Here is a 26,064-nt window from a genome sequence, read left to right as displayed (position 1 = left end):
GTTCCTCCGCCTGCACATAGTCCCCCCGCACCTGCGCGATCATGCCCAGCTGGTGATAGCTACTGGAAATGCCAGACCGATCCCCCAACTCCTCCTCGATGGCCAGAGAAGCCCGGTAACGTTCCTCCGCCTGCACATAGTCCCCCCGCACCTGCGCGATCATGCCCAGCTGGTGATAGCTACTGGAAATGCCAGACCGATCCCCCAACTCCTCCTTGATGGCCAGAGAAGCCCGGTAACGTTCCTCCGCCTGCACATAGTCCCCCCGCGCTTCCGCGATGATGCCCAGCTGGTGATAGCTGGTGGAAATGCCAGACCGGTTGCCCAACTCCTCCTTGATGGCCAGAGAAGCCCGGTAACGTTCCTCCGCCTGCACATAGTCCGCTCGCATCTGCGCGATGATGCCCAGCTGGTGATAGCTACTGGAAATGCCGGACCGGTCCCCCAACTCCTCCTTGATGGCCAGAGAAGCCCGGTAACGTTCCTCCGCCTGCACATAGTCCCCCCGCACCTGCGCGATCATGCCCAGCTGGTGATAGCTGGTGGCAATGCCGGACCGGTCCCCCAACTCCTCCAGATTGGCGAGAGAAGCCCGGTAACGTTCCTCCGCCTGCACATAGTCCCCCCGCACATGCGCGATGATGCCCAACTGGTGGATGTAGGCAGCAGCTGAGCGAGAATTGGCAGGAACCCAAGTGAGAGTTTCCTCAACCAGTCGTTGTTCCCAGTCCAAGGCTCCCCAAGTGTCCAGCTGCGAGCACACGCCCTGCGTAACAGCGTCGGCTTGGGGCAGGTCGTCGGCCTGGTGATGATGATGGCGCACCTCAATGAGCTGAGTGATGTCGTCGACGCGAGACTGAGGCCATACGTTGACGTGCCACTGCCAGTAGGCGGCAGCCCGCCGGTGAGCGGCATTCAGAGTGCCTGGGTGGGCGCGTTGCCGGACAGCGTCGGCGGTCCAGTGATGCACCATCAAACCGCTAGGCCGACTGCCCGGCTCGTCCTGGGGCGCAGGGGCCGGGGAGACCAGTCCAAGTTCCAAAAGGCGGTTCAAAGCGTTCCTGGCTTGGGCATCCAGCTCGACCGGAGGCCGCTGGAGCTCCCTCCCGACCGCTTTGAGTTCAGCGATCACCTCAGGCGGCAAGCCATCGCCGCTCTTCGGTCCTGCTCCGGCCGCACGGGCCTGCACGATCTGGGTGTTCACCGTTTGGAGACGCTGCAACAGGACGGGATCAGTTTCGGGAGGTGCGGTGAGACCTGACAGCTGCCAGGCGGCCCCCGTGTGGTCAACAGGGGCCCGGTAAACGGCCAGCCCATCCAGCAACTGCCGCGCCTCGGGTACATCGTTGACCTGATCGAGCAGAGTATCGAGAAGGATGTCGTCCACAGCAAGAGTGACGGTCTCCGCCAACGCCGTGTCCAAGTCACCCCGTACGTCTGCCAGCCAGCGTTCGGGGTCAGGAATACCCCGATCCTCAAGTGCAGCTTCCATGCGTTCGGCGATATCAGGGAACCGAGCAGGACCGCCACGCAGCAGCGCGTCAAGGTATTCCAGAGCCCGCGGGTGGCCTCCGACGTCGGTGTAGGCGCGGTGCTGGTCGGCCGGGCTGAGGGCGTCCAGGCCGGGCAGGCGCCAGATGAGTTTGCGGGTCTCGGCCAGCGACAACGGTCCCAGGTGATGCGTGGTGAGCCGTTTGTGGGCGCGTTGCGGGAGGCTGAAGGGGTAGCGACTGGTGATCAGCAGCCGGGTGCGGGGGCTTGCCGCCACCCATGCGGCCAGCAAGTCCGACAGTTCCGGGTCGCAGGGCTGCCGGCCGTCACCGGACGGTGTACCGGTGAGGAGGTCTTCGGCGTTGTCCACGATCATCAGCACCTGAAGCCGCGGCAGCACGGTCTGGCGGATCAGCACCCACCGCTCCCGCCACGCAACGCGAGCGTCCGTCAGAGCCACCACGACATTCCGCAACGGGTCGTTCTCCGGCAGACCTTCAGCCGAGCAGTAGGTACTCAGACGCTGCCGCAATGTCTCCAGGACGGCATCGACGGTACGGGTCGTGGTGGCCGCAACCGGCACGACCAGTCGGCCCTGGGTGCCGTAGTGGTGCAGTAGTTCGGCGGCCAGCGTGGATTTGCCGACGCCGCCGATCCCATGCACCAGCACCCCGGCCCGCTCAGGGTCGCGCAGTGCGGCCAGCAGTCGGCGCAGTTCGGTGCGGCGGCCGACGAACTCGCCGACTTTGCGTACCACCATGCCCTCATCGAGCACCGCCTCCGACACGACTGGCACCCGAGTGGCGCCGTGGGTGCGGTCGAACAAAGGCAGCGGCGGCCCGGCCAGGAACAGCGCCGGGGTGGCCCACTCCGGCCACGCGGCGCGTGGGTCGTTCTTCCGTAGTTTCCGGCGCCGGACCTCCAGGGTGCGGCGGGCCTGGGAGAGTGCGGTCAGCGGGTTGGGGTGCTCGGCCCGCGCCAGCAACTCATACATTTCCGCGGCCAGTTCGGTGGCGTAGTGGTCCGTGACGGCTTCGGTCATCGCCAGCACCGCCGGCACACCACGGGCCAGCAACTCACGTGCCAGACCGGACCGCACCCGCCCCTCCGCACCAACATCGACAGGAGCGGAGCCCGTAGCCGCCCTGTCCTCCTCCTCTTCCTCTTCATTCCCATCCGAGGGCTGTTCTTGAGCGGGGGTTCGGGCGGTGGAACAACCGGCCAGCACCACCAGGGGAACACCTCGATCGGTGGGCACACCCTCCGTCATGAACCGCTGCGCATCGACCTCGTCCGCCTGGCCCCGCTCGTCTTCGAGCAGCAGGATTCCCGGCCTGGCGTGACAGGACAGGTGCAGGACATGGAAGCGCTCCTGCTCCAAGGCCGCGTGGATCTCGGCCAGGCTGCCCCAGTTCAAAACCCGCACATATACGCCCTGCCCGGACCGCGCGTGGTCGACCGCGTCCAAGATTCGCCCCAACTCGCGCTCATAGTCGAGCAGTTCACCCCCACCCGACTCCGGGCTGGCCACCACCGCAAGAATCCGCAGCGGACCAGGCACCTGCACCGCGACAGGCGCGTTCTCCCCCTGCACCGTGCGGTACAGCTCCACCTGCTCCGACAGCACCAACGGCCGCGCCATGCCCGCGACTGCCAGCGTCTCCCACGGCAGATCCACCCACCGCGGGTCATCCACCGCCAGCCCGATCCGCAACGACGCATGACGCGACTCGGCCAGCTGCCCCTCCTTGGCCAGAGCTGCCGCCACTTCACCGCCTGCGAACCGCTCACCCAGCGCCTCGCCCACGGAAGCCAGCGCCCTGGTCGGCCCGCCCGCAGCGGCTGCCTCCTGCAGCGACAACAACCGACGCGTGGCCAGACCGCTCGCGGCCTGCGCACGAACGCGCCGCAACATCCACAGCTGCTGCTCAAGACCGTGATCCACACCACGCGGCGGGCAGGACACCTCACCGCTCGCAGTGGAGAACGCCACCGACTCCGTGCCGATCCTTAACTCCGCGTACGTGGGTCCGTCCGGCCGGTAGGACACCGTGTCGGGCACCACCAACTTCCCGCCCCGCTGCGGCCGTTGCGCCGACGGCCGTCCCCGAACCGCCCGCTCCACCTGCTGTACAAGCTCCTCGTACTTGGCCGGTGATGCCACGTGACGGAAGTCGATGTACAACCGCGATGCAATGAAGGGCGGCAGCTCCACCTCGCCCAACAGCACCGGGATCACCTGTTGCCGTCCCGCTACCGTGTTCGCCACAGCGGCCGCGAACTCCTCACCGCACCACCCCGACTCCCTCCAGTACCGACTGACGACAGGCACCACAGCGTCGGCCCTCGCCAGACCCTCCTGCAACTGCGACGCCACCAGCTGACCACCGGCCAGCTCCCACTGATCCAGCCACACGTCGAGGCCCAGCCGATGCAGGTTTTCTGACAAGGTCGTCGCCCACGGTTCATCCTCATGCGCATACGACACGAACGCGTCGAATCGCTCGCCCTTGGTCACACCGCACCCCCGAAAACAGCAACCCCGAGCCACTACCCCACAAGCTGGCCAAACCCTAGAGCAGCCGATGGACCTCTAGGCCGGTAATGACTCAATTGCCCAACTCATCGCCAACCCGCGACATGATCGAAAATCCCCGCAGGTTAGTCCACTCTCCCAGTACTCATCGAAGGAGACCGTATTGGCCAAATCCTTCGGGCCTACACCAGCGGCAGTTGAGCCAGCATCACAGCGAAGACCGGGGAGTCCGGGAAGGGTTGCTGTTCGCCCACCTTCTTGAAGCCCCAGTCCTCGTACAGTGCCTGGACGCGGGGGTGGGTGACGTCCACCAAGAGGACGGCCAGGTCTTCCGTCCTGTCTTCCAGGATGGCTCGGGAGAGCAGGTCGGCGATGCCCTGCTTCCGATACGCCTGCCGGACGGCCAACTCCGAGTAGGCGAAGGTCAGGGTCTTCTCCGGCGCCGGGTCGAGGTACTCGCGCCACCACTCCCTGCCGTCGGCCGCCGCAGCGCCGTACGCGAATCCAACAGCCGTGTCCCGGTCCCACGCAATCACGCAATCACGCAATCACGCAGGAGTAACCCTCCCGCGAACCCCACTGGTCGACGAACCAGGGGAACTCCTTGCGGAACTCGTCCGGCCGCTCGCCCTGGGCATCCGCGTGGATGTCGATGATCGTTTGGCGGATCTCCGGCAGGTCCTCACGGCTGTAGCGACGAACGTCCAGGTCGGGCATCAGGCTCGGCTCCATTCGGATCGGTAGCGGTCTCCCCACTCTCGGGCGATGGACGCGTCCGGCGCAAGAGTGATCAAGTCCCGGTAGAAGTCGCCGAGTAGGGACCGCATACGGCCGGGGATCGGGTGGCCGGAGATCAGCTCGAAGACTTCCGAGGCCGACCTGCACGCAGGGTCCGGGTCCCGCTGGTGAACCTACGTCAGGGCGGGCTGGCGATCGCGGTCCACTGGGCCGCGTACCCGGCCTCCACCACGTCGGTGAACTTGTCCCGTTGGTGGGCGAGCATTGCGTACGAGTTCCAGACGCGTAGCTCTACGACGGGGTCCTTGATCATTCCGGCGAGGTACAGGGCGCGGCCCAAACCGGTCTGGGCGCGGTCGAGTTGGCGGCCGTCGATGGCGGCCCATGCGGCAGTGGAAAGGTAGTTGGCAGCAACGGAGTACAGCCGCTGGCGGATGCGCTTAGAGGCAGCGTGCCCCACCTTGCCGAGTGCCTCGTCCGCGCCGGCGAGCGCCGACCGCTCCAAGGCTTCGTGTCCGCCTCTGGACGCGTCCAGGGCCATCAGGGCGTCCAAGCGTTTCCTCGGGCGTGGGTCTACGACGCCGACGTGACAGTCGACGGACCGTACGTCCTGGGCCCCATCCACATATGGACGGCCACCTGGACGGCTCCCAGCGACGAGAACCTGGAGGTCGTCCTCCCCCGCGACGAGCGGCTCACGCGACACCAGGAGCTGGTTTAGTCACCCACCCCGGCAACAGAGGAAAGGCCCCGGTCAGCTCACAACGACCGGGACCCCTCCACGCATCAGCCCTGCACATCGCCCCTGAAAAGCGGAACTCGCAGCGAGGGCACCTCAGTTCATCGTCGCCCCGATCGCCGCAGACCCCGTCGTCAGAAACGTCGTCGCCGGCAGCGTCCCACTCGACGCACGCACCCCGTACGCCGTCGTCGCGTCCACGGACTTAAACGACGGGGTAGCAACCCCGCCGTCCCAGTTGTTCGCCGCGGACACCGCCGACGAACCCAGCTTGTCCAGGCCCCCCTTGTTGCCAACAGCCAGATTACGAGCGAGGCGGGACTTGCTGGTCGCGAAGAAGAAGCCCGCCGCCGTGTTCGAGTAGGACGTGTTGCGGTTGAGGATGATCGCGCCGGTGTTGGAGTTCTCGGTGAAGCCGTTGAGGCTGTTGTCCCAGGCCGCGTTGTCGTTGACGACGTGGGCGACCGCGACGCCTCCGCCGCCGAGTTTGAAGCCGTTGCCGTTGCCCTCGAAGGCGGAGTCGTTCCAGCGGTTCTTGCCGTTGCCGAAGGCCCAGGAGTGGTCGATGGTGACCGGTGAGGAGAACTGCCACAGGTCGAGGCCGTCGTCCGAGTTGTTGTAGAGGCGGGCGCCGGTGACCTTGTTGCCTGTGCCCGAGCCGAATTTGATCGCGATGCCGTCGGCGTTCTGGCCGTGCCCGGCGGCGTCGTAGTTGCCGTAACTGTCCAGGTTCTGCACGAGGTTGTTCGTCGTGCCGTCGCCGCGCAGGGTGAAGCCCGAGTCGCCGTTGTTCGCCGTGATCAGGTTCTTGAAGATGCCGCCGACCGACGACGTGGCTACGAAGCCCTGCGCCGGGGAGTTCTGGAAAGTGAGGTTCTGGACCGTCCAGTAGTCGCCGTAGATACCGGCCAGCCACTGGCCCGCGGGGAGTTTCGAGCCGTCGATCTTCACCTTCTCCGTGCCGTACGCCTGCAAGGTGATACGGGCCGAACTCGTACCGTTCGCCGTGGACTTGAGGGTCGCGGACGGGGTGTAGGTGCCGGCGCGGACCTCAATGACCGTACCGGCGACGGCGTTCGCCACCGCCGACTCCAACTGGGCGGTGGTGGACACGGTGACCGTCGACGAAGCGGCTTGCGCGCCGCCGCTGTTGAGGCCGAGGTAGACGCCGCCCGCCCCCGCGGCGACGGCCACCGCGGCGGCGATCGAGAGGGTGCGGGTCCTGCGGTGGCGTCCGGTGCTCGTACGCACGGCGTTGGTTCCTTTCCTGGGTGACGAGGACGAAACGGGCCGGAGGGGCCGCCCCGGCCCGTTTCTGGTTCCTGGTCGCCGCCGTGGGCGGAAAGGTTGCCCCGGCTCACGGGAAGTGGACCGAAACTTTCGATCCGCCCGGCCCCACCCGCACCGATTGACGCACCGCACCCCGCTGGTGACACTCCGAAGGCACGCCCACACTCAACAGAATCCCCCACACCTCCACAGGATGTGCCATGCGACCCCGCACCGCCCGCACGCTCCTGCTCCCCTTCCCGGCCCTTGTCACCCTCCTCCTCTCCGTCATCTCCCTCCTCTCCCTCCTCGCCGCCCCGCCCAGTACCGCGCACTCAGGAGCACCGCCCGTGAACCGTCCCCAGTACGCCGGTTATCTGTTCGCCTACTTCACGGGCGAGGGCACCGCCGACGGCGAGCAGATCCGCTACGCCCTCAGCCGTGGCAACGACCCGCTGCACTGGCGGGAGTTGAACCAGGGCAAGCCGGTGCTGACCTCGACGATCGGCGAGAAGGGGCTGCGCGACCCGTTCGTGATCCGTTCGCCGAAGGGCGACAAGTTCTATCTGATCGCCACCGACCTGCGCATGTACCGCAACAGCAGCGGGAGTTGGGACGACGTCCAGCGGCACGGCAGCAGGTCCGTGATGATCTGGGAGTCGACCGACCTGGTCCACTGGACCGACCAGCGGCTGGTGCGGGTCGCCCCGGACAACGCGGGCAACACCTGGGCGCCGGAGGCCTATTGGGACGACTCGCTCGGTGAGTACGTCGTCTTCTGGGCGTCGAAGCTGTACGCCGACGACGACCCCGACCACACCGGCTCGACGTACAACCGCATGATGTACGCGACCACCAAGGACTTCCGTACCTTCAGCGCGCCGAAGGTCTGGGACGACCCCGGATACTCGGTGATCGACTCAACCGTCGTGAAGTACAAGGACACTTACTACCGCTACACCAAGGACGAACGCGACCCGTCCTCCAGCTCCCCCTGCTCGAAGTTCATCACCGGCGAGAAGTCGACCTCACTGACCTCCACGTCGTACGACTTCGTCTCCGAGTGCATCGGCAGCGGTGCGATCGAACGGGGCGAGGGCCCGACGGTGTTCAAGTCCAACACCGAGAAGAAGTGGTACCTGTTCGTCGACGAGTACGGGCTGCGCGGCTACGTCCCCTTCGAGACGACCGACCTCGACTCCGGCCGGTGGACCCCGTCCACGGACTACCAGCTCCCCGCAAGTCCCCGGCACGGCACGGTACTTCCGGTGACGCAGACGGAGTACGACCGGCTGCTGGCCGCGTATCCGGCGACCCCGACGTCGGTCGTGGACGCGACGGCGCACGGGCAGAAGGGGTACGCGATCGTCACGGAGGCCTCGTCGAAGGTCGTGCTGCCCATGCAACCGAGCGCCGATCTACGGCACTTGGCGCCTTCGCTCGCCATCGGCGCGGGCTCCACGGTCAGTCCAGCGTCCGGTACGCGACGGGACTTCCGCAAGCCGCAGACGTACACGGTGACAGCGGCGGACGGGACGAGCCGCGTCTGGACGGTGGAGGCGGTGCCGACGCGAAGTCCCGTGCTGCCGGGGCTGACCGCCGACCCGGACGTGCACTATCTCGACGGCCAGTACTGGATCTATCCGACGAGCGACGGCTACGCGGGATGGGGCGGGTCGAGCTTCAAAGCGTACTCCTCAAGGGACTTGGTCCACTGGCGGGATCGTGGAGTGATCCTCGATCTGGGGCCCGACGTCTCCTGGGCCGACAAGAACGCGTGGGCGCCGGCGGTCGCGGAGCGCGACGGGAAGTACTACTTCTACTTCTGTGCCGAGCAACAGATCGGGGTCGCGGTGGCGGACTCGCCCGCCGGCCCGTTCAAGGACGCGCTCGGCAAACCCCTTGTGGCGAAGGGGGGTTCACTGAGCGGCCAGATGATCGATCCGGCCGTCTTCACCGACGACGACGGGCAGTCGTATCTCTACTGGGGCAACGGGCACGCGTACGTGGTGCCGTTGAACGCCGACATGACGTCGTACGACGCGGCGAAGGTGCGGGAGATCACGACGGGCGACTTCCGGGAGGGGTCGTTCGTGGTGAAGCGGCGGGGCACTTACTACTTCATGTGGTCCGAGGACGATACCCGGAGCGAGAACTACCACGTGGCGTACGCGACGGGACCGTCCCCGCTCGGTCCGTGGACCGAGCGGGGCACGATCCTGTCGAAGAACCCCGAGTACGGCATCCTGGGCACCGGCCACCACTCCGTGGTGAACGTCCCGGGGACCGACGACTGGTACGTCGTCTATCACCGGTTCGCCCTGAACGGGCCAGGAAGACCTGGTGGGGACGGCACACACCGGGAGACCACGATCGACCGCCTGCGGTTCGCGGCGGACGGGACGATCCGGCCGGTGGTGCCCACCCTCGGGTCGGTCAGCCCCGTACCGACTAGCTGACGAAGTAGGTCGGGTTGGGGATCTTGTACGTCTTGTCGGCGTAGCCCCCGTCGAGGTCCGAGTACTGGTCGCCGAAGTTGGCGATGATGTTGTACCCGAGGTCCTCGATGTGCTTCCGGGTGCCGGACTTGTACTGCACGGTGGTGCAGGTCCAGGTGCCCGGAGTGGCGCAACCGCTCAGGTAGGACGGCGGGTTGTCCGCGTCCTTGAGGAACATGTGGGCGGCGTCGAGGTTGACGTCCGCGCCGACCTTCTTCAGGTTGTCGACCGCGTAGGTGCGCTGCGACTCCTTCAGACCCGAGTTGTAGAAGACCGTGACGCCCTTGGACGCGGCGTACTTGACCAGCTCGGGGGTGCCGAAGACCTCCGGGCGGTTGGCCTGGGCGACATACGTGGCCCAAGTGGCCGAGCTGTAGCCGTAGTTGTTCTTCTTCTCGTAGTCCAGGCTGAGCAGCAGCGTGTCGTCGATGTCGAAGACGACCGCGGGCTTGGCGCCCTTGTGGTGCTTGCGGACGGCCTCGTCGATGTACTTCTTGGCGGACGCGTCGATGCGCGCCAGGTCCTTGGCGTAGGGGCTGGTCGCCGAGGCCTGGTACACGCCGCCGCTGTCGAGCGTGGTGCCGTAGTAGGTGTCGATGTCCTTCGTCAACAGGCCGATGTTGTACGGCTCGTGGGTCGAGTTGGCCGTCGACTGGCCGGCGGTGGCGACGCCCGTGCCGTAGAGGGCTGCGCCGGCGACGACACAGGCGGCGCCGACGGCGGCCGCTCTGAGGGACTTCCGCATGGGATCTCCGGATCTGGTTGATGGGTGATGCACCAGGTCGGAGACTGTCTACGCGCATCACACCCTGGCGCGCGAGGACCTTTATCCGATCGATACACAACACACAGGCCGGGGAATTGCCCACGCATGGGACGGACTTGACCTTCTCTTGGCCGACTTCTCCTAGGGTCGTGGACGCGACTGCGAACGGGGGAACGCGCGATGGGTGACGGAAAGGACCCGGCCAAGGTCCTCGACATCAAGACGGCCGACCTGAAGCGGACGGCACCGGACTTCCAGACGGCGGCAGTTGATCTGGGCAAGGCGCTGACCGCGCTCGTGACGTCCCTCGACGGTTTGGGTGAACCCTGGGGGAACGACAAGCAGGGCAAGGAGTTCGGCGACTCCTACAAGCCGTTGCAGAAGAAGATCGAGGGCGCGGCGGGCACGCTGGTGCTCGGGCTGACGAGCATTCACGAGGCCATGGTGGACATGGCGGACGGGCATGTGGACAACGACGAGTTGATCGCCGGGATGTTCACCGAAGTGAAGGTCACGAAGTCGGACGGTGCCGGTGAGCGTTGAGGACGAGGCCCGGAAGATCCTGCTCGATCTGGGCATGTGGTGGCCGGAGGCCGACTCGGGGAAGCTGCGGTCGGCGGCGACGGCCTGGCGTACGTTCGCGGGCGCCGTCGACGATCTGCGCGCGCCGGTGCAGCAGAGCGCGGCGTCGATCATCCACAACAACACGGGTGAGTCGATCGAGGCGTTCGGGAAGTTCTGGGGCCGCTACGCCAAGAACGCCGAAGGACAGGACAGCGGCTGGCTGAAGGACCTGGCGGACTCCGGGCGTGAAATGGCCACCGCGCTCGACAAGTTCGCCGACGCGATCGACGACGCGATCAACAAGCTCTGGACGCAGATCGGCATCGACGCGGCGGTGATCGCGGGCGGGGTGGCGCTGGCGTTCTTCACCGCGGGCCTGGCCTCCGGTGCGGCGGTCGCGGCGGCCGATCTGGTCATCGAGTTCGGTGCCGGGCTGGGTGTCGCGGTCTCCACGACGATCGCCGAGATCGCCGGCGGCACGCTGGTCGCCGCCGCGTTCGGCGGGATCGAGTCGGTGACCGTCGATCTGGCCGTGGCCCAGCCGCTGAAGATGGCGACCGGACTACAGCAGGGTTTCAGCCTCGACGAGGTCAACCAGGCCGCCAAGGACGGCATGCTGTTCGGCGGTGCGCTGGGCGCCGGCGGCGGGGTCGTCAAGGCGGGCATCGAGGGCGCGTTCAGCGATACGACGCCCGTGTTCCTGCGGCCCGCGTCGCTCCGTCCCGACCTTGTCGAACTCGGCCCGGCCGCCCGCACCGCCGACGGTACGCCGTGCGTCGGCGAGCCGATCGACGTGGCGACCGGCGCGATGCTGATGACCGCGACGGATCTGGCACTGCCGGGCGCGCTGCCCCTGGAGTTCACCCGCACCCACCTCTCCTCCTACCGCGGCGGTGTCCGCTTCGGCCCGACCTGGATCTCCACCCTCGACGAATGCCTCCAGATCGACGGTGAGGGCGTGGTGTTCGCGGCGGCGGACGGCATGCGCCTGGTCTACCCGGTGCCCGAACCGGGCGTCCCGACCATGCCGGTGAAGGGCGCGCGCTGGCCCTTGGATTGGGACGGCAAGCCGGACAGCGCGATGACCGTCACCGACCCGGCGACCGGTGTGGTCCGCACGTTCGGCGCCCCGGCCCCCTCCCCCACCTTCGGCGTCTTCCACCTCGCACTGGACTCCTGGAGCGACCGCAACGGCAACCGCATCGACGTCGAACGCGACGACGAGGGCGTCCCGTTCGGCATCCGCCACTCCGGCGGCCACTACGTCGCCGTCGACACGACCGGCCCCCGCATCACCGCGCTGCGCCTGCTCGACGAACTCCCGTCCCGCTACGGCCCCGAGGGCCCGGTGGGCGAGGGCACGGTCGTCATGCGCTACGGCTACGACGGCGCGGGCAATCTCACCGAAGTCGTCAACTCCAGCGGCCAGGACCTGCGGTTCGCGTACGACGAGCAGGGCCGAATCACCAAGTGGACGGACCGCAACGGCACTTGGTTCTCCTACGTCTACGACGAGCGCGGCCGGGTCGTGCGCACCGAGGGCGTCGACGGCATCCTGTCCGGCACGCTGGCCTACGACGACACGACGCGCACGACGACGTACACCGACTCCCAGGGCCGTGTCTCCACCCACCGCCACAACGCGGAGGGCCTGGTCGAGGAGGAGACCGACCCGCTCGGCAATGTCACCCGCACCCGGTGGGACGAGTACGGCTGCCGGCCCCTCACGGTCACCGACCCGCTCGGCCACACCACCCGGTACGAGTACGACGACACCGGGAATCTCACCGAACTCGCCCTGCCCGACGGGTCGTTGACGCGGGCGGTCCATAACGCGCTCGGTCTGCCGACGGAGGTCGTGGAACCAGGCGGGGCGGTGTGGCGGCACACGTACGACGAGCGGGGCAACCTGCTGACGACGCTCGACCCGACGGGTGCCGAGACCCGTTACGCCTACGACCCGCACGGCCGCCCGACGGCGGTCACCGACGCCCTCGGTCACACCCGCACGATGGCGTACGACGCGGCCGGTCTGCCGGTGTCCCTGACGGACGAGTCGGGACACACGACATCGGTCCGCCGCGACCCCTTCGGCCGGATCACCGCGGTGACCGACCCGCTGGGCCGTACGACCCGCATGGGCTGGACCCCGGAGGGCAAGCCGTCCTGGCGTGAACTGCCCGACGGGGCAAGGGAGTCGTGGACCTGGGACGCGGAGGGCAACCTGAGTGTCCACACCGACGCGGCGGGCAATGTCACCCGCCACTCCGCCGCCCACTTCGACGTACCCGCCACGCGGACCGACCCCGACGGGGCGCGCTACGAGTTCGCGTACGACACGGAGTTGCGGCTGACAGGTGTGACCAACCCGCAGGGGCGGACGTGGTCGTACACGTACGACGAGGCCGGACGGCTGGCCGCGGAGACGGACTTCAACGGCCGGACGCTCACGTACGAGCACGACGAGGCGGGGCGGCTGAGCAGCCGTACGAACGGCGCCGGGGAGACGCTGCGGTTCACCCGCGACGAGGCGGGGCGCGTGTCGTCGCAGCACGCCGACTCGGGCGAGGTCACGACATACGCCTACGGCCCGGACGGCAGGTTGGCCCGTGCGGCCAACGCCGAGACGGACGTCGTACTGGAGCGCGACGCGCTGGGCCGGGTACTGGCGGAGACGGTCAACGGGCGCCGCACCACACACACTTACGACGCCCTCGGGCGACGCGTCCGGCGGGTGACACCGTCGGGCCTGGCCTCGGACTGGTCCTACGACCCGACCGGCCGACCGCTTGCCCTGCGCACGCCCGCGGGCGCGCTGGACTTCTCCTACGACGCGGCGGGCCGCGAGGTCGAACGCCGCATCGGTACGGAGGTGACGCTGACGCAGAGTTGGAGCGCGCGGGGTCAGCTCACCGGGCAGTCCCTGGCCGCCGCACCACGAGGTGCCGGTGCCGAAGGACTGCTCCAGCACCGCACCTACACCCACCGCGCCGACGGATACATCACCCAGATCCGCGAACTCACCTCCGGCACCCGCCACTTCGACCTCGACGCCATGGGCCGGGTCACGGGCGTACGCGCCCACGGCTGGACCGAGACCTACGCCTACGACACGGCGGGCAACGTGGTGAGCGCGACCGCGCCCGGCCGACCCGATCCCGCCGCGCACGACGTCGACGGCACCCTCGTCCGCTCGGCGGGCCGCGACACGTACGAACACGACGCGCAGGGCCGCCTCGTCCGCAGGACCCACCGGCTGCTCAACGGCCAGAGCCGTACGTGGACTTACTCATGGAACACCGAGGGCCGGCTGGTCGAGGCGGGCACTCCGGACGGCGGTCGATGGCGGTACGCCTACGATCCGTTCGGCCGCCGAGTGGCCAAGTACCGGGTGGCGGAGGACGGTTCGGCCGTCGAGCGTACCGAGTTCGCGTGGGACGGCACCTGTCCGGCCGAACAGACCGGCGCCGACGGCCTGGTCACCACCTGGGACTACGAGCCGGGAACCCCGCGCCCGGTGGCCCAGACCCGGCACGAGCCGTCGGCCGCTGTCCCCAACTCGTCCTTCCTGGCCCGGCTGGCGGAGGAGACGCACCCCGCGCGGACGGCCCGTTTCCACGCGGTGATCACGGACACCGTCGGCACTCCCATGGAACTGGTCTCCGCGAGCGGGGACTTGGTCTGGCAGCACCGCACCACCCTGTGGGGCACGGGCTTCCCGCCGCCCGGCGAGGACGACACGGTCGACTGCCCGTTGCGCTTCCCGGGGCAGTACGCCGACTCCGAGACGGGGCTGCACTACAACCTGCACCGCTACTACGACCCAGGGACCGCGCGGTACCTCAGTCCGGACCCGCTGGGCCTTGAGCCGGCGAGCAACCACCACAGTTATGTGCACGCCCCGCTCACCTGGGTCGACCCGCTGGGTCTTTCGCCGTGCAATTACGGCACGGACGACCTGTATTCGAGCGCCACCACCATCAAGAAGGGCCAGCTGTCCCCCGCGGGCCGGGCCCTACAGAAACACGGCGACCCGAGCCCCGGAAACCTGGCCAAACGAGGCCAGGCACATGTCGACATGTACAATTTCGGCAAGGTCACCAATAGCGAACGGACCGAGATCGCCAACGAGATGATCCAGGAAATCCTGACGGATCCGAACGTGGTGGAGAAAGTGAACACATCAGCCTCGGCCCAATACGGCGGAATCACCAGGGATTTCCGGGTTCCGGGCGGCTGGGGTGCACGATGGAGCTGGCGCGGAGGTCAGCTCACCTTCGAAGGGTTCCTGTGATGGCGGGACAGCAAGAGAGCGAACCGACGTACCGGGCGCAGGACTTCGTCGCCGACGGATCCCTGCGCGACGTGTGTGTGCTCGACACCGCGCTCGACGACTGGCAGCACCTGTTCGACGGGCTGCGGACGTTGCCGGGACGGCATGTCCTCACCTGGACGCTCGCCGACACGACGGACACCGGTATTCCCGAGGCCTCCGCGGTGTGGTCGAAACTCCGGGACGACCCCGAGGAATCGGTGAGCCTGGCGATCGAGATCGACGGGATCTGGTTCACCTCCTATTTCTTCGAGATCGAGGAGATCGAGTTCAGCTTCGATCCGTCGGACGTGGTGGACGCGGAAACCTTCGGGCCGGTCCGCGAATTCGTGAAATGGCTGGGGAATTCCACGGGCCGGGAGGTCGTCGTCACCATGGAGGGAAACGACCACGCCGCCATGCCCGCTCTGCTGCGCTGGACATCCTGACGAGTGCGGGCCCGGTCCCGTATTCCCGAACCGGGCCCGCGGAGCAGGTCAGTTCATCGTCGCCCCGATCGTCGTGGACCCCGTCGTCAGGAACGTCGTGGCAGGCAAAGTGCCGCTCGACGAACGGGCGTTGTACGTCGTCGACGCGTCCGTGGAGATGAACGACGGGGTGGAGACGCCGGAGTCCCAGTTGTTGCCGGACGAGGTGACCGCGGAGCCCTTGCTGACCGCGCCGCCGCCGTTGCTCACCGCGAGGTTCTTGCCGAGCTTGGCGGAGCTGGTGGCGAAGTAGTAGCCCCACTTGCTGTTGGCGTACGCGGTGGTGCGGTTGATGGCCAGGGCGCCGGTGTTGGAGTTCTCGGTGAAGCCGTTGCCCGCGTTGCCCCAGGCCGCCGAGTTGTTGATGACGTGTGCGACGACCTCGCCGTCACCGCCCAGCTTGAAGCCGTTGCCGTCGCCCGCGAACGCCGAGTCGGACCAGCGGTTGACGCCGTTGCCGAAGGACCAGGTGTGCTCGACGGTGACCGGGGTGGAGAAGGACCAGAAGTCGATCCCGTCGTCCGAGTTGTTGTAGAGACGCGCGCCGGTGACGAGGTTCCCGCTGCCGGAACCGAACTTGATGGCGACGCCGTCCGCGTTCTCGCCATGGGTGGCGGCGTCGTAATTGCCGTACGAGTCAAGGTTCTTGACCGTGTTGTTGACGGTGCCGTCGCCGGTGAGCGTGAAGCCGGAGTCGCCGCCGTTGATGGTCTTGACGTTGTTCCAGTTGGTGCCCGTGCAGGACTGGCAGACGACCGCGCTGTCCGGGGAGTTCTGGAAGGTCAGGTTGGAGACGTTCCAGTAGTCGGCGGTCAGCTTGAAGATCCAGGAGCCGGACGGCAGCGAGGAACCGTCGATCTTGACGGTCTCCGAGCCGTACGCGGTGAGGGTGATCGGCGCGGAGGAGGTGCCGTTGGCCGTCGACTGGAGGGTGGCGGTCGGGTAGTAGGTGCCGGCCCGGACCTGGATGACCGTACCGGCGGTGGCGTTCTTGATGGCGTTGGTCAGGTCGGTGGAGTTGCTGACCACAACGGTCGCCGCGTGCGCCGGAGTTGCGATCACGGCGAGCCCGAGCGAGGCCGTGGTCACGGCGAGTGCGGTGAAGGTGCTGATACGACGCATGACGTGCGGGTCCTTTCGTCGATCAGAGTGGGCGGACGGGGTGCCAGTCGCCGAGGTAGGTCGCGGGGGTGTGCGACTGCGCCTCGGCGGGCGTGAGTTGGGGCCGGTTCTCCGGGACGGTGCGCACGGAGCCCGGTCCCGTGTTGCGGTACTCGTGGAAGCGCATCGACTGCCAGGGGTAGGCGTCGCGCATGTTCGTGTAGGGCGCGACCGGGTCGATGCCGGGCCCGATCCGGGTGTCCCGCACGACGAGGGACGGCCAGGCCGTCGTCTCGTACGACGGGACCCACGGCCGGGCCAGCTTGTACGCGGCGTCCTCGGCGCCGGAGGTGATACGGGAGCGGACCGCGAGGATGCCGTGCGGGTTGGCGCGGGCGGTGGACGGGGCGAAGACCATGCCCTTCGGTGTGAAGGCGACGTCCCGTTGGAGGGTGTGGAAGTGGCAGTCCGTGAAGACGGCGGTGGCCCGCCCGAAGACGAAGTCGACGTCTCCCTCGATGTGGCAGTGGGAGAAGTACTGCCGGTCGAAGGCGTCCAGCGCCGAGGTGTCGACGAAGAGCGTGTCCTGGTGGGCCAGCAGCCGGACATGCGCGAACTGCGAGCGGTCACCGGTCACATACGCGGCCACGGCCTGCGTACCCGTGATCTCCGGGTGGTCGGCGCGCAGCCAGTCGTTGGCGAGGGTCAGGTCCCGTACGGTCAGCCCGGGCGCCGCCGAGGTGAAGGTCGCGGAGCCCGCCGTGCCGTACGTCCCCGAACCGTCGGGCTTCCGCGTCCCGTTGGCGTTGTCGTAGACGATGACGACGTCACGCGGGTCGCGCCCACCGCCGTGCAGGGTCAACTCGCCTTTGTCCGCCGGTACGTTGACGACCTCGCGATACGTCCCCGGGTGCACGACGATCGTCCAGCCGCTGCCGTCCACCGCGTCCACGGCCGCTTGGACCGAGTCACCGGGCCGCACGTGCAGGACGCGCCGCCCGTCGAAACCGAAGGCCGGTGCGGCACCGGCGGCCATCAGTCCCCCGGCGGCGATGCCCGTCAGGAGCGTGCGTCTGCGCAGGGTCATCTCCGCCCCGGTTTCCAGTCGCCGAGGTAGACCTCTCTCGTCGCCGACTCGGCCTGCTCGACGGTGAGTTGGGGTCGGTTTGCCGGGACACCGATCACGGCGCCGGGGCCGGTGTTGCGGTACTCGGCGAAGCGCTGGCTCTGCCAGGGATAGGTGTCCGACATGTTGGTGTACGGCGCCACCGCGTCGATCCCCGGACCGAGCGCTGTCTCGCGCACGGTGAGCATCGGACGGGCGGTGGTGTCCGAGCCGGGCACCCAGGGGCGGGCCAACTTGTAGTAGCCGTCCGGGGCTTGGCTGCTCACGCGGCTGTGCGTCACCAGGTATCCGCGTGGGTTGGCGACCGCAGTGGAGGGCGCGAAGACGAAGCCGTACGGTGCGGTCGCCAGGTCGGTGCGGTTCAGGGTCCGGAAGTGGCAGTGGTCGTAGACGGCCGTCGCCCGCCCGAAGACGAAGTCGACGTCCCCTTCGATGTAGCAGCGCGCGTAGTACTGGCGGGCGAAGACGCCGAGGGCCAACGAGTCGGCGTACAGGGTGTCTTGGTGCCCGAGGAAGTGGCAGTCGAAGAACGCCGAACGGTCGCCCTGCACCTTGATCGCGACGGCCTGTGTGCCGGTGATGTCGGGGTGCTCGGCACGCAGCCAGTCGTTGGCGAAGGTGATCCGGCGGGCGGTGAAGCCGTCGGTGCGGATGAGGGTGGTGGCCGAGCCGGAGGTGCCGTAGGTGCCCGAACCGTCGGGTTTCGGGGTGCCGTTGGCGTTGTCGTAGACGATGACGACGGCTCGCGGGTCCTCGTCGGCGCCGAGCCATGTCATCTCGCTCGCCGCGTCGGAGAGTTGGCCGGTCGCCGGGTCGGTGACGCCGACGGTGACCGTCTCGCGGTAGACGCCGGGCGCGATGACCAGGGTGTACCCGGCGCCGGTCGCGGCGGTGACGGCGGCCTGGACGGTGGTGAAGTCGCCCCGGCCGCGCGGGTCGATGTACAGGGTGAGCGGGGTGAGGCGCGCGGCCGGTGAACCGTAGCGGCCGAACGGGCGGGGCCGGGTGGCGGCCCGGGCGGGGCCGGAGGCCAGGCCGAGCGCGGCGCCCACGGCGACGGTGCCCGCCGCGAGGAACCCCCGTCTGGACAGGGGACGTTGGAGGTGCTCGTGCAAGGGCATGCGGGTGCTCCTTATGACGAGATGGCGAGATGACGCGGTGACGAGGGCTCAGCGCAGGCGGCCCGCACCGGCGTTGCGGTCGACGATGAACGGCACAGCCCTCGCGGGGTCGACCTTCGTGCGCAGGGTCGGTGTCCAACCCGCGCCGGACTGGAGGATCTCGCCTGGCACACCGGCGTTGTGGACGGCGATCAGATCGGTGAGTTGGCCGTTGACGTAGTTGTCGTCGGCGGTGAGCGGCGCCTCGGACCACTTCTTGAGGACGGTCGCCTCGGAGATGCCGGCCGGGACCGTGAACGCGTTGTGTTCCGCGACGAGTTGGGACTCCAGGCCGATGCCGTAGCTGTAGCCGTATCCGGGCTCGGCGACGAAGTGGTTGTTGTAGGAGTCGACTTGGCCGAAGCGGACGCGGGGCGCGCGCTCGACGAGGTTGGAGAACAGGTTGTGGTGGAGCGTGACCTTCAGATGTCCCCGGTCGATGGCGGCAGTTGAAGCGCTGTCGCTGTTGCCGATGAGGATCGTCTTGTCGTGGTCGCTGAAGACGTTCCAGGAGGCGGTGACGTAGTCGGCGCCCTTGACGATGTCGAGTTCGCCGTCGTGCTGCTCGAAGATGCGCCCGTAGTAGGTGGGCAGTGAGCTGTCCGGGTGGTCGCCGTCGGTGAACGTGTTGTGGTCCAGCCACACATGGGTGGAGCCGTAGATGACGGCGCTGTCGTACTCGGAGTTCCAGTTGCCGGTGGCGGTGTCGGTCGGGTCCCACTGTGGGAAGCAGTCCAGCGGGCTCTCGAAGGCGAGGTTGCGGACGATGACGTTGTCGACGGCGGTGATCTGGAGGCTGGCGCCCTTGAACCCGGCGTTCTTGCCGATGCCGATGATGGTGGTGTTGGCGGGGACGGCCGCCTTGATGACCTTGTTCTGATTGGCGGCGGAGACCCGGCGCAGGCCCTCGGGGCTGTCGGCGGGCTCGTTGTCGAGGTTCTGGTCGTAGCCCCAGACCGCGGGGTCGTAGGTGGCGAGGTACTGGGCGAAGTCGTAGCCGGGTGCGGCGAAGGAGTCGCAGCCCTCGGCGTTCGCGTCGATGATCCCCTTGACTCTGATGACCTTGGGCGCGGTGCCGCCGGCGGCCAACGCGGCTTTGAAATCAGCCCAGTTGGAGACGGTGTAGACGTGGTCGGGGGTGGCGGCGGCACCGCCGCTGGTGCCGGTGCCGTAGGAGGCCCAGCCGTCACCGGCGCCGAGGGTCTCACGGGCGAGGCCGCGCGGATGGGCCTGGGCGGTGGTGCTGGTGAGGGCGAGGGCCAGTGCCGTGCAGCCAACCAGCGCAGCAATGACGCGTCCATGACACATAGATATACGCACTGTGCGGGTCTCCTTGCTCAGAGGAGGTCCGAGGCGTCCGTCGCCTCGGCCCAGGTGATCCAGGACGTGGGAATCTCGTCGCGCAGCCGGACGACGTCACGCGGCGCTAGCACCCGCGTGCGCTCCAACTCCTGTGCCACGAGCCGCGCCACGGCGATGGCGCCGGGCGGATTGAAGTGCGTGTTGTCCTGCTCGGCGTCGGTCCAGTTGAAGTAGACCTTCGTCTCCTCGACCCCGAGCCGCTGCCACAACGCCAGCGACAAGGCCTCGACGTCGAGCAGCGCGACGCGTTCCTGCTGGGCGAGCGCGCGCATCGCCGCCGGATAATCCCCGTGCGTCGGCAGGGCGTTGCCGTCGGCATCGAATCTGCGGCGCTCGACGGGGGTGGCGAGCACGGGCCGGGCACCGCGGCTGCGGGCCCCGTCGAGATACAGCCGCAGATAGTCCTGGTACGTCGTCCAGGGCTCGGTGTAGCGGGTGGGATCGGCGATCTTCTCGTCGTTGTGCCCGAACTGGACGAGGAGGAGATCACCGGGCCGGATGACGGCGAGAATCGCCTCCAGCCGCCCCTCGTCGACGAAACTCTTGGAACTCCGGCCGTTGACGGCGTGGTTGGCGACTTCCACTCCCCGCCGCAAGAAGAAGGGAAGCGCCATTCCCCACCCGGTCTCGGGCTCTTCGGGAATGTATTTCTGGGCGGCGGTGGAATCACCGGCGATGTAGATAGTGCGACCCTTTCGCCGACCGGCCCGTAAGGGAACGGCAGCAATACCAGCAAGGGTGACTTGTCTGCGGTTAAGAGACACGAATGCCCACCTTCCGTCTTTGTCTTTTGGCTTTAGGGGAGCGGGGAACTGCGCGACCGGCCCCCACCGGCCCCCACCGGCCCGCAGCCCCCCACAAACCCGAGCCACCCAATCTCAGTGGTTCTTCTTCCAGTCCGCCTGAGCCTTGTTCAACTGGTCGGCCAACGTGTCCAGAAACTCCTTCGCCGTCACCTTCCCCAGCAACAGCTTCTGGAAGTTCGGCTCGTTGTCCGCCTTGGAGATCGTGTTCCAGTCCGGCAGGTAGTACGGCAGTTGCACGATCTTCGTGTCGGCCCCGTTGAGCGCCTCCGCCGCCAACCGCGTGGGCTCGGAACTCTGGATCCACGCGGCGTTCGCCGCCTCAGTGTTCGCCGGAACCTGCCCCGCCGACTCGTTGAACTTGGAGTTCTCCGCCGCGGAGACCGCGAACTCGATGAACTTCCAGGCCGCTTCCTTGTTCTTGCTGGACTTGAACAGACTCAGCCCGTCGACGGGGTTGGAGATCTGCACGCGCGTGCCGTCGTCCAGCGTCGGATTGGGAATGCCCTTGAACTTGTCCGCGCCCAGCGCCTTCAGATGGTCCTGATAGGACCCGAGGTTGTGACTGAGCATTCCGATCGTGCCGCTGTCCCACTGCGCGACCATCTTGGTGAAGTCGTTGTTGAGGTCGGCGGACGGCGTGTCCTTCTTGAACAGACTCACGTACTTCGCCAACGCGGCAACGTTCTTGGGGTCGTTGACGGTCGTCTTGTCGCCGTTCCAGAACGAGGTGATCCCGGTCTGCCCGTACACCGCGTCGAGGGCAGGCGCGATGGACCCCTCACCACCGCGAATAGTGAAGCCGAACTTGTTCTTGGCCTTGTCGGTGAGCTTGTCGGCGGCGGCGTAGAACTTCGACCAGGTGGTGGGCGCGTCCAGACCGGCCGCCTTGAACAGGTCGGTGCGGTACCACAGCGTGCCGTTGTTCGCGGAGGTCGGGATCTGGTACAGCGCGCCCCCGCCACCGGCGGACTTGCTCACGTCGAGCAGGTTCTGGCTCAACTTGCCGTTCAGGGAACTGGACTTGAGCCTGCTGTCCAAGGGCTCCAGCGCCCCCTGCACCGCGACCTCGGCGAGCACCGCGGTCCCGACCCCGCCGACGTCGGGCAGTCCGCCGCCCTGGATCGCGGTGTCGTACTTGGACTGGGCGCTCGCGGCCGGTATCCCGACGTACTTGACCTTGATGCCGGGGTTCTTCTTCTCGAAGTCCGCGATGATCTGCTTCCAGATGTCGGTACGGACACCGCCGTTGTTGTCCCAGAAGGTGATCGTGCCCTTGCCCGAGCCCTCGTCGCCCTTGTCCCCCGCGCCGCCACTGCCGTCGTCGCCGCAGGCGGTGGCGGTCAGCGCGAGCACGGAGCCCAGGGCGACGGCCGTCGCGGCCCGCCGGCTTCTGCGGATGCTGGTCTTCATAGGTCGGCTCTCTTCTTGTGGAGGGGCTGGCAAGCGCTTGCCACGGAGATGCGTCATTGCGACTCCCAACAGGCGTACGGGCAGGGCGAGTTAGTGGAGAGAACTGATCCGGAACCGCGTGAAGACGGCCGCGCCGGCATGTCCCGCACCGGCGGGCGCGAGCGCGAAGAGCCCGAGCAGGGCGCCGACCCAGCGCCAGGGGGTGGCGGTGAACACCCGACCGCTCGGCCGCGGCCCGCCCCCGACGTCGTAGAAGAAGCGGCAGCGCGCTCCGGTATCGATCTCGATCCGCAGCCGGACTCGGCCGTCGGGGGCGAGGCAGGAGTCCCCCGCGTCCCGTTCGCGCTCGGCGACGGGTTCCGCGAAGCGGTGCACGAACCGCGCCTCCCCGTCCACGCCCCGCTGGAGTCCGATCCAGCTGTACGCGTCGCCGAGCACGGCCAGCCCCGCCCGTGCCCCCAACTCCTCGCTGTGCAACCGCAGTTCCACCTCTACGGCGACGGGTGTGCCGGGGAGGCGCTGGGTGAGGAGGTTCGGGAGCTTCCGCAGGTCGTGTGCGTCCGCCGTACGGGCACAGGTCAGTCGTAGGCCGTCGCCGGAATGGTGGGTGGCCCAGCCGTCCTGCGGGTTCGCCGTCCACTGCCACTGGCGGCCGTACCGTCCGCCGGGGAAGTCGTCGTCGGTGGCGGGCGCGGCGGGCGGCTGCGGCGGCAGGTCCGGTTTCCGGTGTACGGCCACGGGGGCGCCCGCGTCGCCGAGCACCGGCCAGCCTTCGTCGCCCCAGCGCATCGGCTGGAGGTGGACGACTCGGCCGTGGGCGCCGCGCTGTTGGAAGTGCAGGAACCAGTCCTCGCCGGACGGGGTGCGCACCCAGGCGCCCTGGTGGGGGCCGTTGACGTCGGTGTCGCGTTGCTCCAGGACGACCCTTTCCTCGTACGGGCCGAAGAAGCCGCGGGAGCGGAACGCGCCCTGCCAGCCGGTCCCGACTCCCCCCGCGGGGGCGAAGATCCAGAACCAGCCGTCGTGTTGGTGGACCTTGGGGCCCTCCAGGGTGAACCAGCCGGGGATGTGGTCCGCGTCGACGATCACCTTGCCGTCGTCGAGCAGGGTCGTGGCGTCGGGGTGCATCCGGTGGCCGGTGAGGCGGTTGTTGATGCCCGCGCGGGACTTGGCCCAGGCGTGGACGAGGTAGGCCTCGTCGTTGTCGTCGTCCCACAAGGGGCACGGGTCGATCAGGCCCTTGCCCTCCTTGAGGAGGTGGGGGCGGGTCCAAGGGCCGCGTATCTCGGGGGCGTTGATCTGGAAAATGCCCTGGTCGGGGTCGCCCCAGAAGATCCAGAAGCGTTCGTCGTGGTATCTCAACGCGGGGGCCCAGACGCCGCGGTCGTGCCGTGGGGTTCTGAACTCCCGTACTGGTTCCAGGCGTTGGAGGGCGTGGCCGACCAGGGTCCAGTTCACCAGGTCGCGGGAGTGCAGCAGCGGCAGGCCCGGTACACGGCCGAAGCTGGAGGCGGTGAGGTAGAAGTCGTCGCCGACGCGGATGACATCCGGGTCGGACCAATCGGCGTTCAGGACGGGGTTGGTGTACGTCTCGGGCGTCACTGGCTGACCGCCTTCCGCACCAGCACCGCGGCCTCGCCCCGGTCCAGGGTGCCGTCCGCGACGACGGTGACGACACGTCGTACGACCGTGTCGCCGGGTGGGATCGGCAGCCGCTCGTCGGACGCCAACGACGCGCCCACGCCCGGGTATTCGGCGGTGCGGACGAACCACGGGTCCTGGCGGGTGCGGTCGGTGGCGCCGGCGAAGACCAGGGTCCAGCCGGTGCCGGCGAGGGCGAGCCAGTCGGCGCGGGTGCCGTGCACGGCGGGTTCGCCCTCGCGGTCGGCGGTGAAGACGCGCGGGGTCTCCGCCTCCTTGCGGGCCCGCCAGAAGAAGCCGCCGTACGCGGCTCCGGGGCGGCCGTTGGTGGCGGGGCTGCCGATCGACAGGGGGTCGGACGTCACGTTGGTGAGCGAGAAGGTGAAGTCCAACGCCCAGGCGGTGTCGGTGAGTTCGGTGGCGGCGACCGTACGGCGCTCGCGCAGCAGCTCGGCGCCGGAGGCCACCCAGCGGAGTTCCTCGACGAAGCCGTCGGGGTCGCGGAGCTGGAAGCCGGAGTGGCGTTGGGCACCGTGGTTGTCCAGTTCCGTGGGGCCCCGGCCCTGGACGTACGTGCGGCCGCCCCAGAAGTTGTGCCCCTCGACGTCGGGAACGGCGACACCGACGCCGAGGTGGTGGGTGTGGTCGACGGGGCTCAGTTCGGTGACCGCCGTGCCGGACAGGGTGGTCACGGGGTGCAGATAGGGGCGTGGGGAGAGCCGGGCGGGCAGCTCGGGCCGGGTGACGTACCGGGCGACCGGGCGACCCGCGACGCGGAGCACCGGCGTGTCGTGGGTGATCATCAAGGGCTCACCTCTTTCGGTGGGGCCCAGGGGGCGCCCAGCTCGGAGTAGAGGGCGAGGGTGTCGGCCGCCGCCGTGACCAGTGCGTCGATGCCGGGGACGACCCGGCGGTTCTCGGTGGGGATCAAGTGCCAGGCGCTGGTGGGCAGTTGGGCCGGGTCGGGGGCCTGGCGGATCGCTTCGACGACCTTCATGAAGGCGCCCGTCGCGTCCGGTCCGACCAACAGGGCCTCACCGTCGGTGAGATGGGCGACCAGGTTCTCCAGCAGGTCCGTGCTGCCGTACTCGAACTCCTCCGGGCCGTGGCCCGCCCGCTGAAGCAGTGCGCGGTCCTGCTTGTACCAGTAGGTGATCCGGCCCTCGCTGCCGTGCACCAACACATAGGGCTCGCCGGGGTGTTCGGCGCAGAGCGTCACGGCGACGGTGACCGGGCGGCCCTGGACTGTGGTGACGCGGACGCAGGAGGTGTCGTCGGACTCGATGTCGTTGGCCCGGACGAGTTCGGTCTCGATGCGGGTGACGTCCTCGGCACGGGTCGTGCCGTTGAGGGCGAGGGCGGTGGCGACGGCGTGCGCGAGGGGGTTCGTGAGCGCGCCGTCGATCACGTCGACGCCGTTCAGGCGCCGCTTGCCCGCCCAGGGGGCGCGTCGGTAGTACGCCTCGTCGCGGGCCCAGGCACCGGCCCCGCCGACCCCGGTCAGCGTGCCGATCGCGCCCTCGGCGATCAGCTTGCGGATTCCGGGCACGGCGTGCGAGCCGAGCGACTGGAACCCGATCTGGCAGACCACTCCGGCCGCGGCGACCCCGTCGGCCATCCTGCGGAACTCGGCGTACGACGGCGCGGGCGGCTTCTCCAGGAGCAGGTGCACGCCCCGCTTCGCGGCGGCCAGGGCGAGGTCCGTGTGGGTCGGGATCGGGGTGCAGATCACGGCCACCTGGGCGCCCGTCGAGTCGAGGAGCGCTCCGAAGTCCGCTGACTGGGCGGGGAGTTCGGCGCCGAACTCCTCCTCGGTCAGCGGGGTCAGCTCGCAGAGTCCGACGAGGCGTACGAGGCCCTTGTCCTGGAGTCGGCGGATGTTCTCGACGTGCCAGCGGCCGTGGCCCCGGGCGCCCGCGAGGACGACCGGGACGGGCGCGGCGACCTTCGTGGCGACCTCCGTGGCGGCGGGCGCGGCGGCGGTCGTGGGGCCGGTCTTGGATGTCATGGGATTCTCCCTGCGTCGACGATCTTCGCCAGCAGGGTAAGCGGTTGCC

General features: G+C 68.3%; 18 protein-coding genes and 1 pseudogene. 5 read left to right on the top strand and 14 right to left on the bottom strand.

Features of this window, described 5'->3' with window-relative positions; translation table 11 throughout:
• From ACWIHT_RS18540 to ACWIHT_RS18530, 3 genes and pseudogenes are all read right to left on the bottom strand, one after another.
• Window positions 1-4,009, bottom strand: a 4,009-nt coding sequence (locus ACWIHT_RS18540; protein WP_456169170.1) for a tetratricopeptide repeat protein, incomplete at its 3' end; no start/stop codon positions are given.
• Window positions 4,010-4,209: 200 nt separating this feature from the next.
• Window positions 4,210-4,759, bottom strand: a pseudogene (locus ACWIHT_RS18535) (GNAT family N-acetyltransferase).
• 184 nt (window positions 4,760-4,943) lie between these two features.
• Window positions 4,944-5,318, bottom strand: coding sequence for a hypothetical protein (locus tag ACWIHT_RS18530; RefSeq protein WP_456169169.1), 375 nt, complete (start codon window positions 5,316-5,318; stop codon window positions 4,944-4,946).
• 33 nt (window positions 5,319-5,351) lie between these two features.
• Between ACWIHT_RS18530 and ACWIHT_RS18525 the strand changes: the two genes are divergently transcribed.
• The gene (locus ACWIHT_RS18525; RefSeq protein WP_456169168.1) at window positions 5,352-5,486 is read left to right on the top strand and encodes a hypothetical protein; all 135 of its coding nucleotides are present in this window, start codon (window positions 5,352-5,354) and stop codon (window positions 5,484-5,486) included.
• Window positions 5,487-5,600: 114 nt separating this feature from the next.
• On the opposite strand, the gene ACWIHT_RS18520 is transcribed toward ACWIHT_RS18525, so the two are convergent.
• Window positions 5,601-6,755, bottom strand: coding sequence for a right-handed parallel beta-helix repeat-containing protein (locus tag ACWIHT_RS18520; protein WP_456169167.1), 1,155 nt, complete (start codon window positions 6,753-6,755; stop codon window positions 5,601-5,603).
• Window positions 6,756-6,994: 239 nt separating this feature from the next.
• Between ACWIHT_RS18520 and ACWIHT_RS18515 the strand changes: the two genes are divergently transcribed.
• Window positions 6,995-9,232, top strand: a complete 2,238-nt coding sequence (locus ACWIHT_RS18515) for a family 43 glycosylhydrolase (RefSeq protein ID WP_456169166.1) — start codon at window positions 6,995-6,997, stop codon at window positions 9,230-9,232.
• Here ACWIHT_RS18515 and ACWIHT_RS18510 read toward each other — a convergent pair.
• Entirely contained in the window at window positions 9,225-10,016 is a 792-nt protein-coding gene (locus ACWIHT_RS18510; protein WP_456169165.1) for an HAD family acid phosphatase, read from the bottom strand. The genes ACWIHT_RS18515 and ACWIHT_RS18510 overlap by 8 nt on opposite strands.
• A gap of 201 nt (window positions 10,017-10,217) precedes the next feature.
• Between ACWIHT_RS18510 and ACWIHT_RS18505 the strand changes: the two genes are divergently transcribed.
• From ACWIHT_RS18505 to ACWIHT_RS18495, 3 genes are read left to right on the top strand one after another with little or no spacing between them, the layout of a single operon-like run.
• Window positions 10,218-10,580: a hypothetical protein gene (locus tag ACWIHT_RS18505; RefSeq protein WP_456169164.1), complete on the top strand. Its 363-nt coding sequence runs from the start codon at window positions 10,218-10,220 to the stop codon at window positions 10,578-10,580.
• The gene (locus tag ACWIHT_RS18500; protein WP_456169163.1) at window positions 10,564-14,895 is read left to right on the top strand and encodes a DUF6531 domain-containing protein; all 4,332 of its coding nucleotides are present in this window, start codon (window positions 10,564-10,566) and stop codon (window positions 14,893-14,895) included. Before ACWIHT_RS18505 ends, ACWIHT_RS18500 begins: the two co-directional genes overlap by 17 nt.
• Window positions 14,895-15,362: a hypothetical protein gene (locus tag ACWIHT_RS18495; protein WP_456169162.1), complete on the top strand. Its 468-nt coding sequence runs from the start codon at window positions 14,895-14,897 to the stop codon at window positions 15,360-15,362. Before ACWIHT_RS18500 ends, ACWIHT_RS18495 begins: the two co-directional genes overlap by 1 nt.
• Before the next feature lie 48 nt (window positions 15,363-15,410).
• Here the strand turns inward: ACWIHT_RS18495 and ACWIHT_RS18490 are convergent, their stop codons facing one another.
• The 9 genes from ACWIHT_RS18490 to ACWIHT_RS18450 form a co-directional block, all read right to left on the bottom strand.
• Complete coding sequence (locus ACWIHT_RS18490; RefSeq protein WP_456169283.1) at window positions 15,411-16,514, bottom strand: right-handed parallel beta-helix repeat-containing protein; 1,104 nt, start codon at window positions 16,512-16,514, stop codon at window positions 15,411-15,413.
• 31 nt (window positions 16,515-16,545) lie between these two features.
• Entirely contained in the window at window positions 16,546-17,583 is a 1,038-nt protein-coding gene (locus ACWIHT_RS18485) for a pectinesterase family protein (RefSeq protein WP_456169282.1), read from the bottom strand.
• A 2-nt stretch (window positions 17,584-17,585) separates the two neighbouring features.
• Complete coding sequence (locus ACWIHT_RS18480) at window positions 17,586-18,749, bottom strand: pectinesterase family protein (RefSeq protein WP_456169161.1); 1,164 nt, start codon at window positions 18,747-18,749, stop codon at window positions 17,586-17,588.
• A 48-nt stretch (window positions 18,750-18,797) separates the two neighbouring features.
• Window positions 18,798-20,096, bottom strand: coding sequence for a pectate lyase family protein (locus tag ACWIHT_RS18475; RefSeq protein WP_456169281.1), 1,299 nt, complete (start codon window positions 20,094-20,096; stop codon window positions 18,798-18,800).
• Between the two features lie 29 nt (window positions 20,097-20,125).
• A complete protein-coding gene (locus ACWIHT_RS18470) occupies window positions 20,126-20,914 on the bottom strand; it encodes a rhamnogalacturonan acetylesterase (RefSeq protein WP_456169160.1) in 789 nt (262 codons plus the stop codon).
• A gap of 114 nt (window positions 20,915-21,028) precedes the next feature.
• A complete protein-coding gene (locus tag ACWIHT_RS18465) occupies window positions 21,029-22,366 on the bottom strand; it encodes an ABC transporter substrate-binding protein (protein WP_456169159.1) in 1,338 nt (445 codons plus the stop codon).
• Window positions 22,367-22,456: 90 nt separating this feature from the next.
• Window positions 22,457-23,968, bottom strand: coding sequence for a family 43 glycosylhydrolase (locus ACWIHT_RS18460; protein WP_456169158.1), 1,512 nt, complete (start codon window positions 23,966-23,968; stop codon window positions 22,457-22,459).
• Window positions 23,965-24,810: a DUF6807 domain-containing protein gene (locus ACWIHT_RS18455; protein WP_456169157.1), complete on the bottom strand. Its 846-nt coding sequence runs from the start codon at window positions 24,808-24,810 to the stop codon at window positions 23,965-23,967. Before ACWIHT_RS18455 ends, ACWIHT_RS18460 begins: the two co-directional genes overlap by 4 nt.
• Window positions 24,810-26,015, bottom strand: a complete 1,206-nt coding sequence (locus tag ACWIHT_RS18450) for a Gfo/Idh/MocA family protein (RefSeq protein WP_456169156.1) — start codon at window positions 26,013-26,015, stop codon at window positions 24,810-24,812. Before ACWIHT_RS18450 ends, ACWIHT_RS18455 begins: the two co-directional genes overlap by 1 nt.
• Between the last annotated feature and the right edge of the window lie 49 nt (window positions 26,016-26,064).

The organism is Streptomyces sp. NPDC002276 (assembly GCF_053891435.1).
The sequence above is the reverse complement of the archived record's forward strand: the minus strand, read 5'-3'. Positions and strand labels throughout refer to the sequence as shown.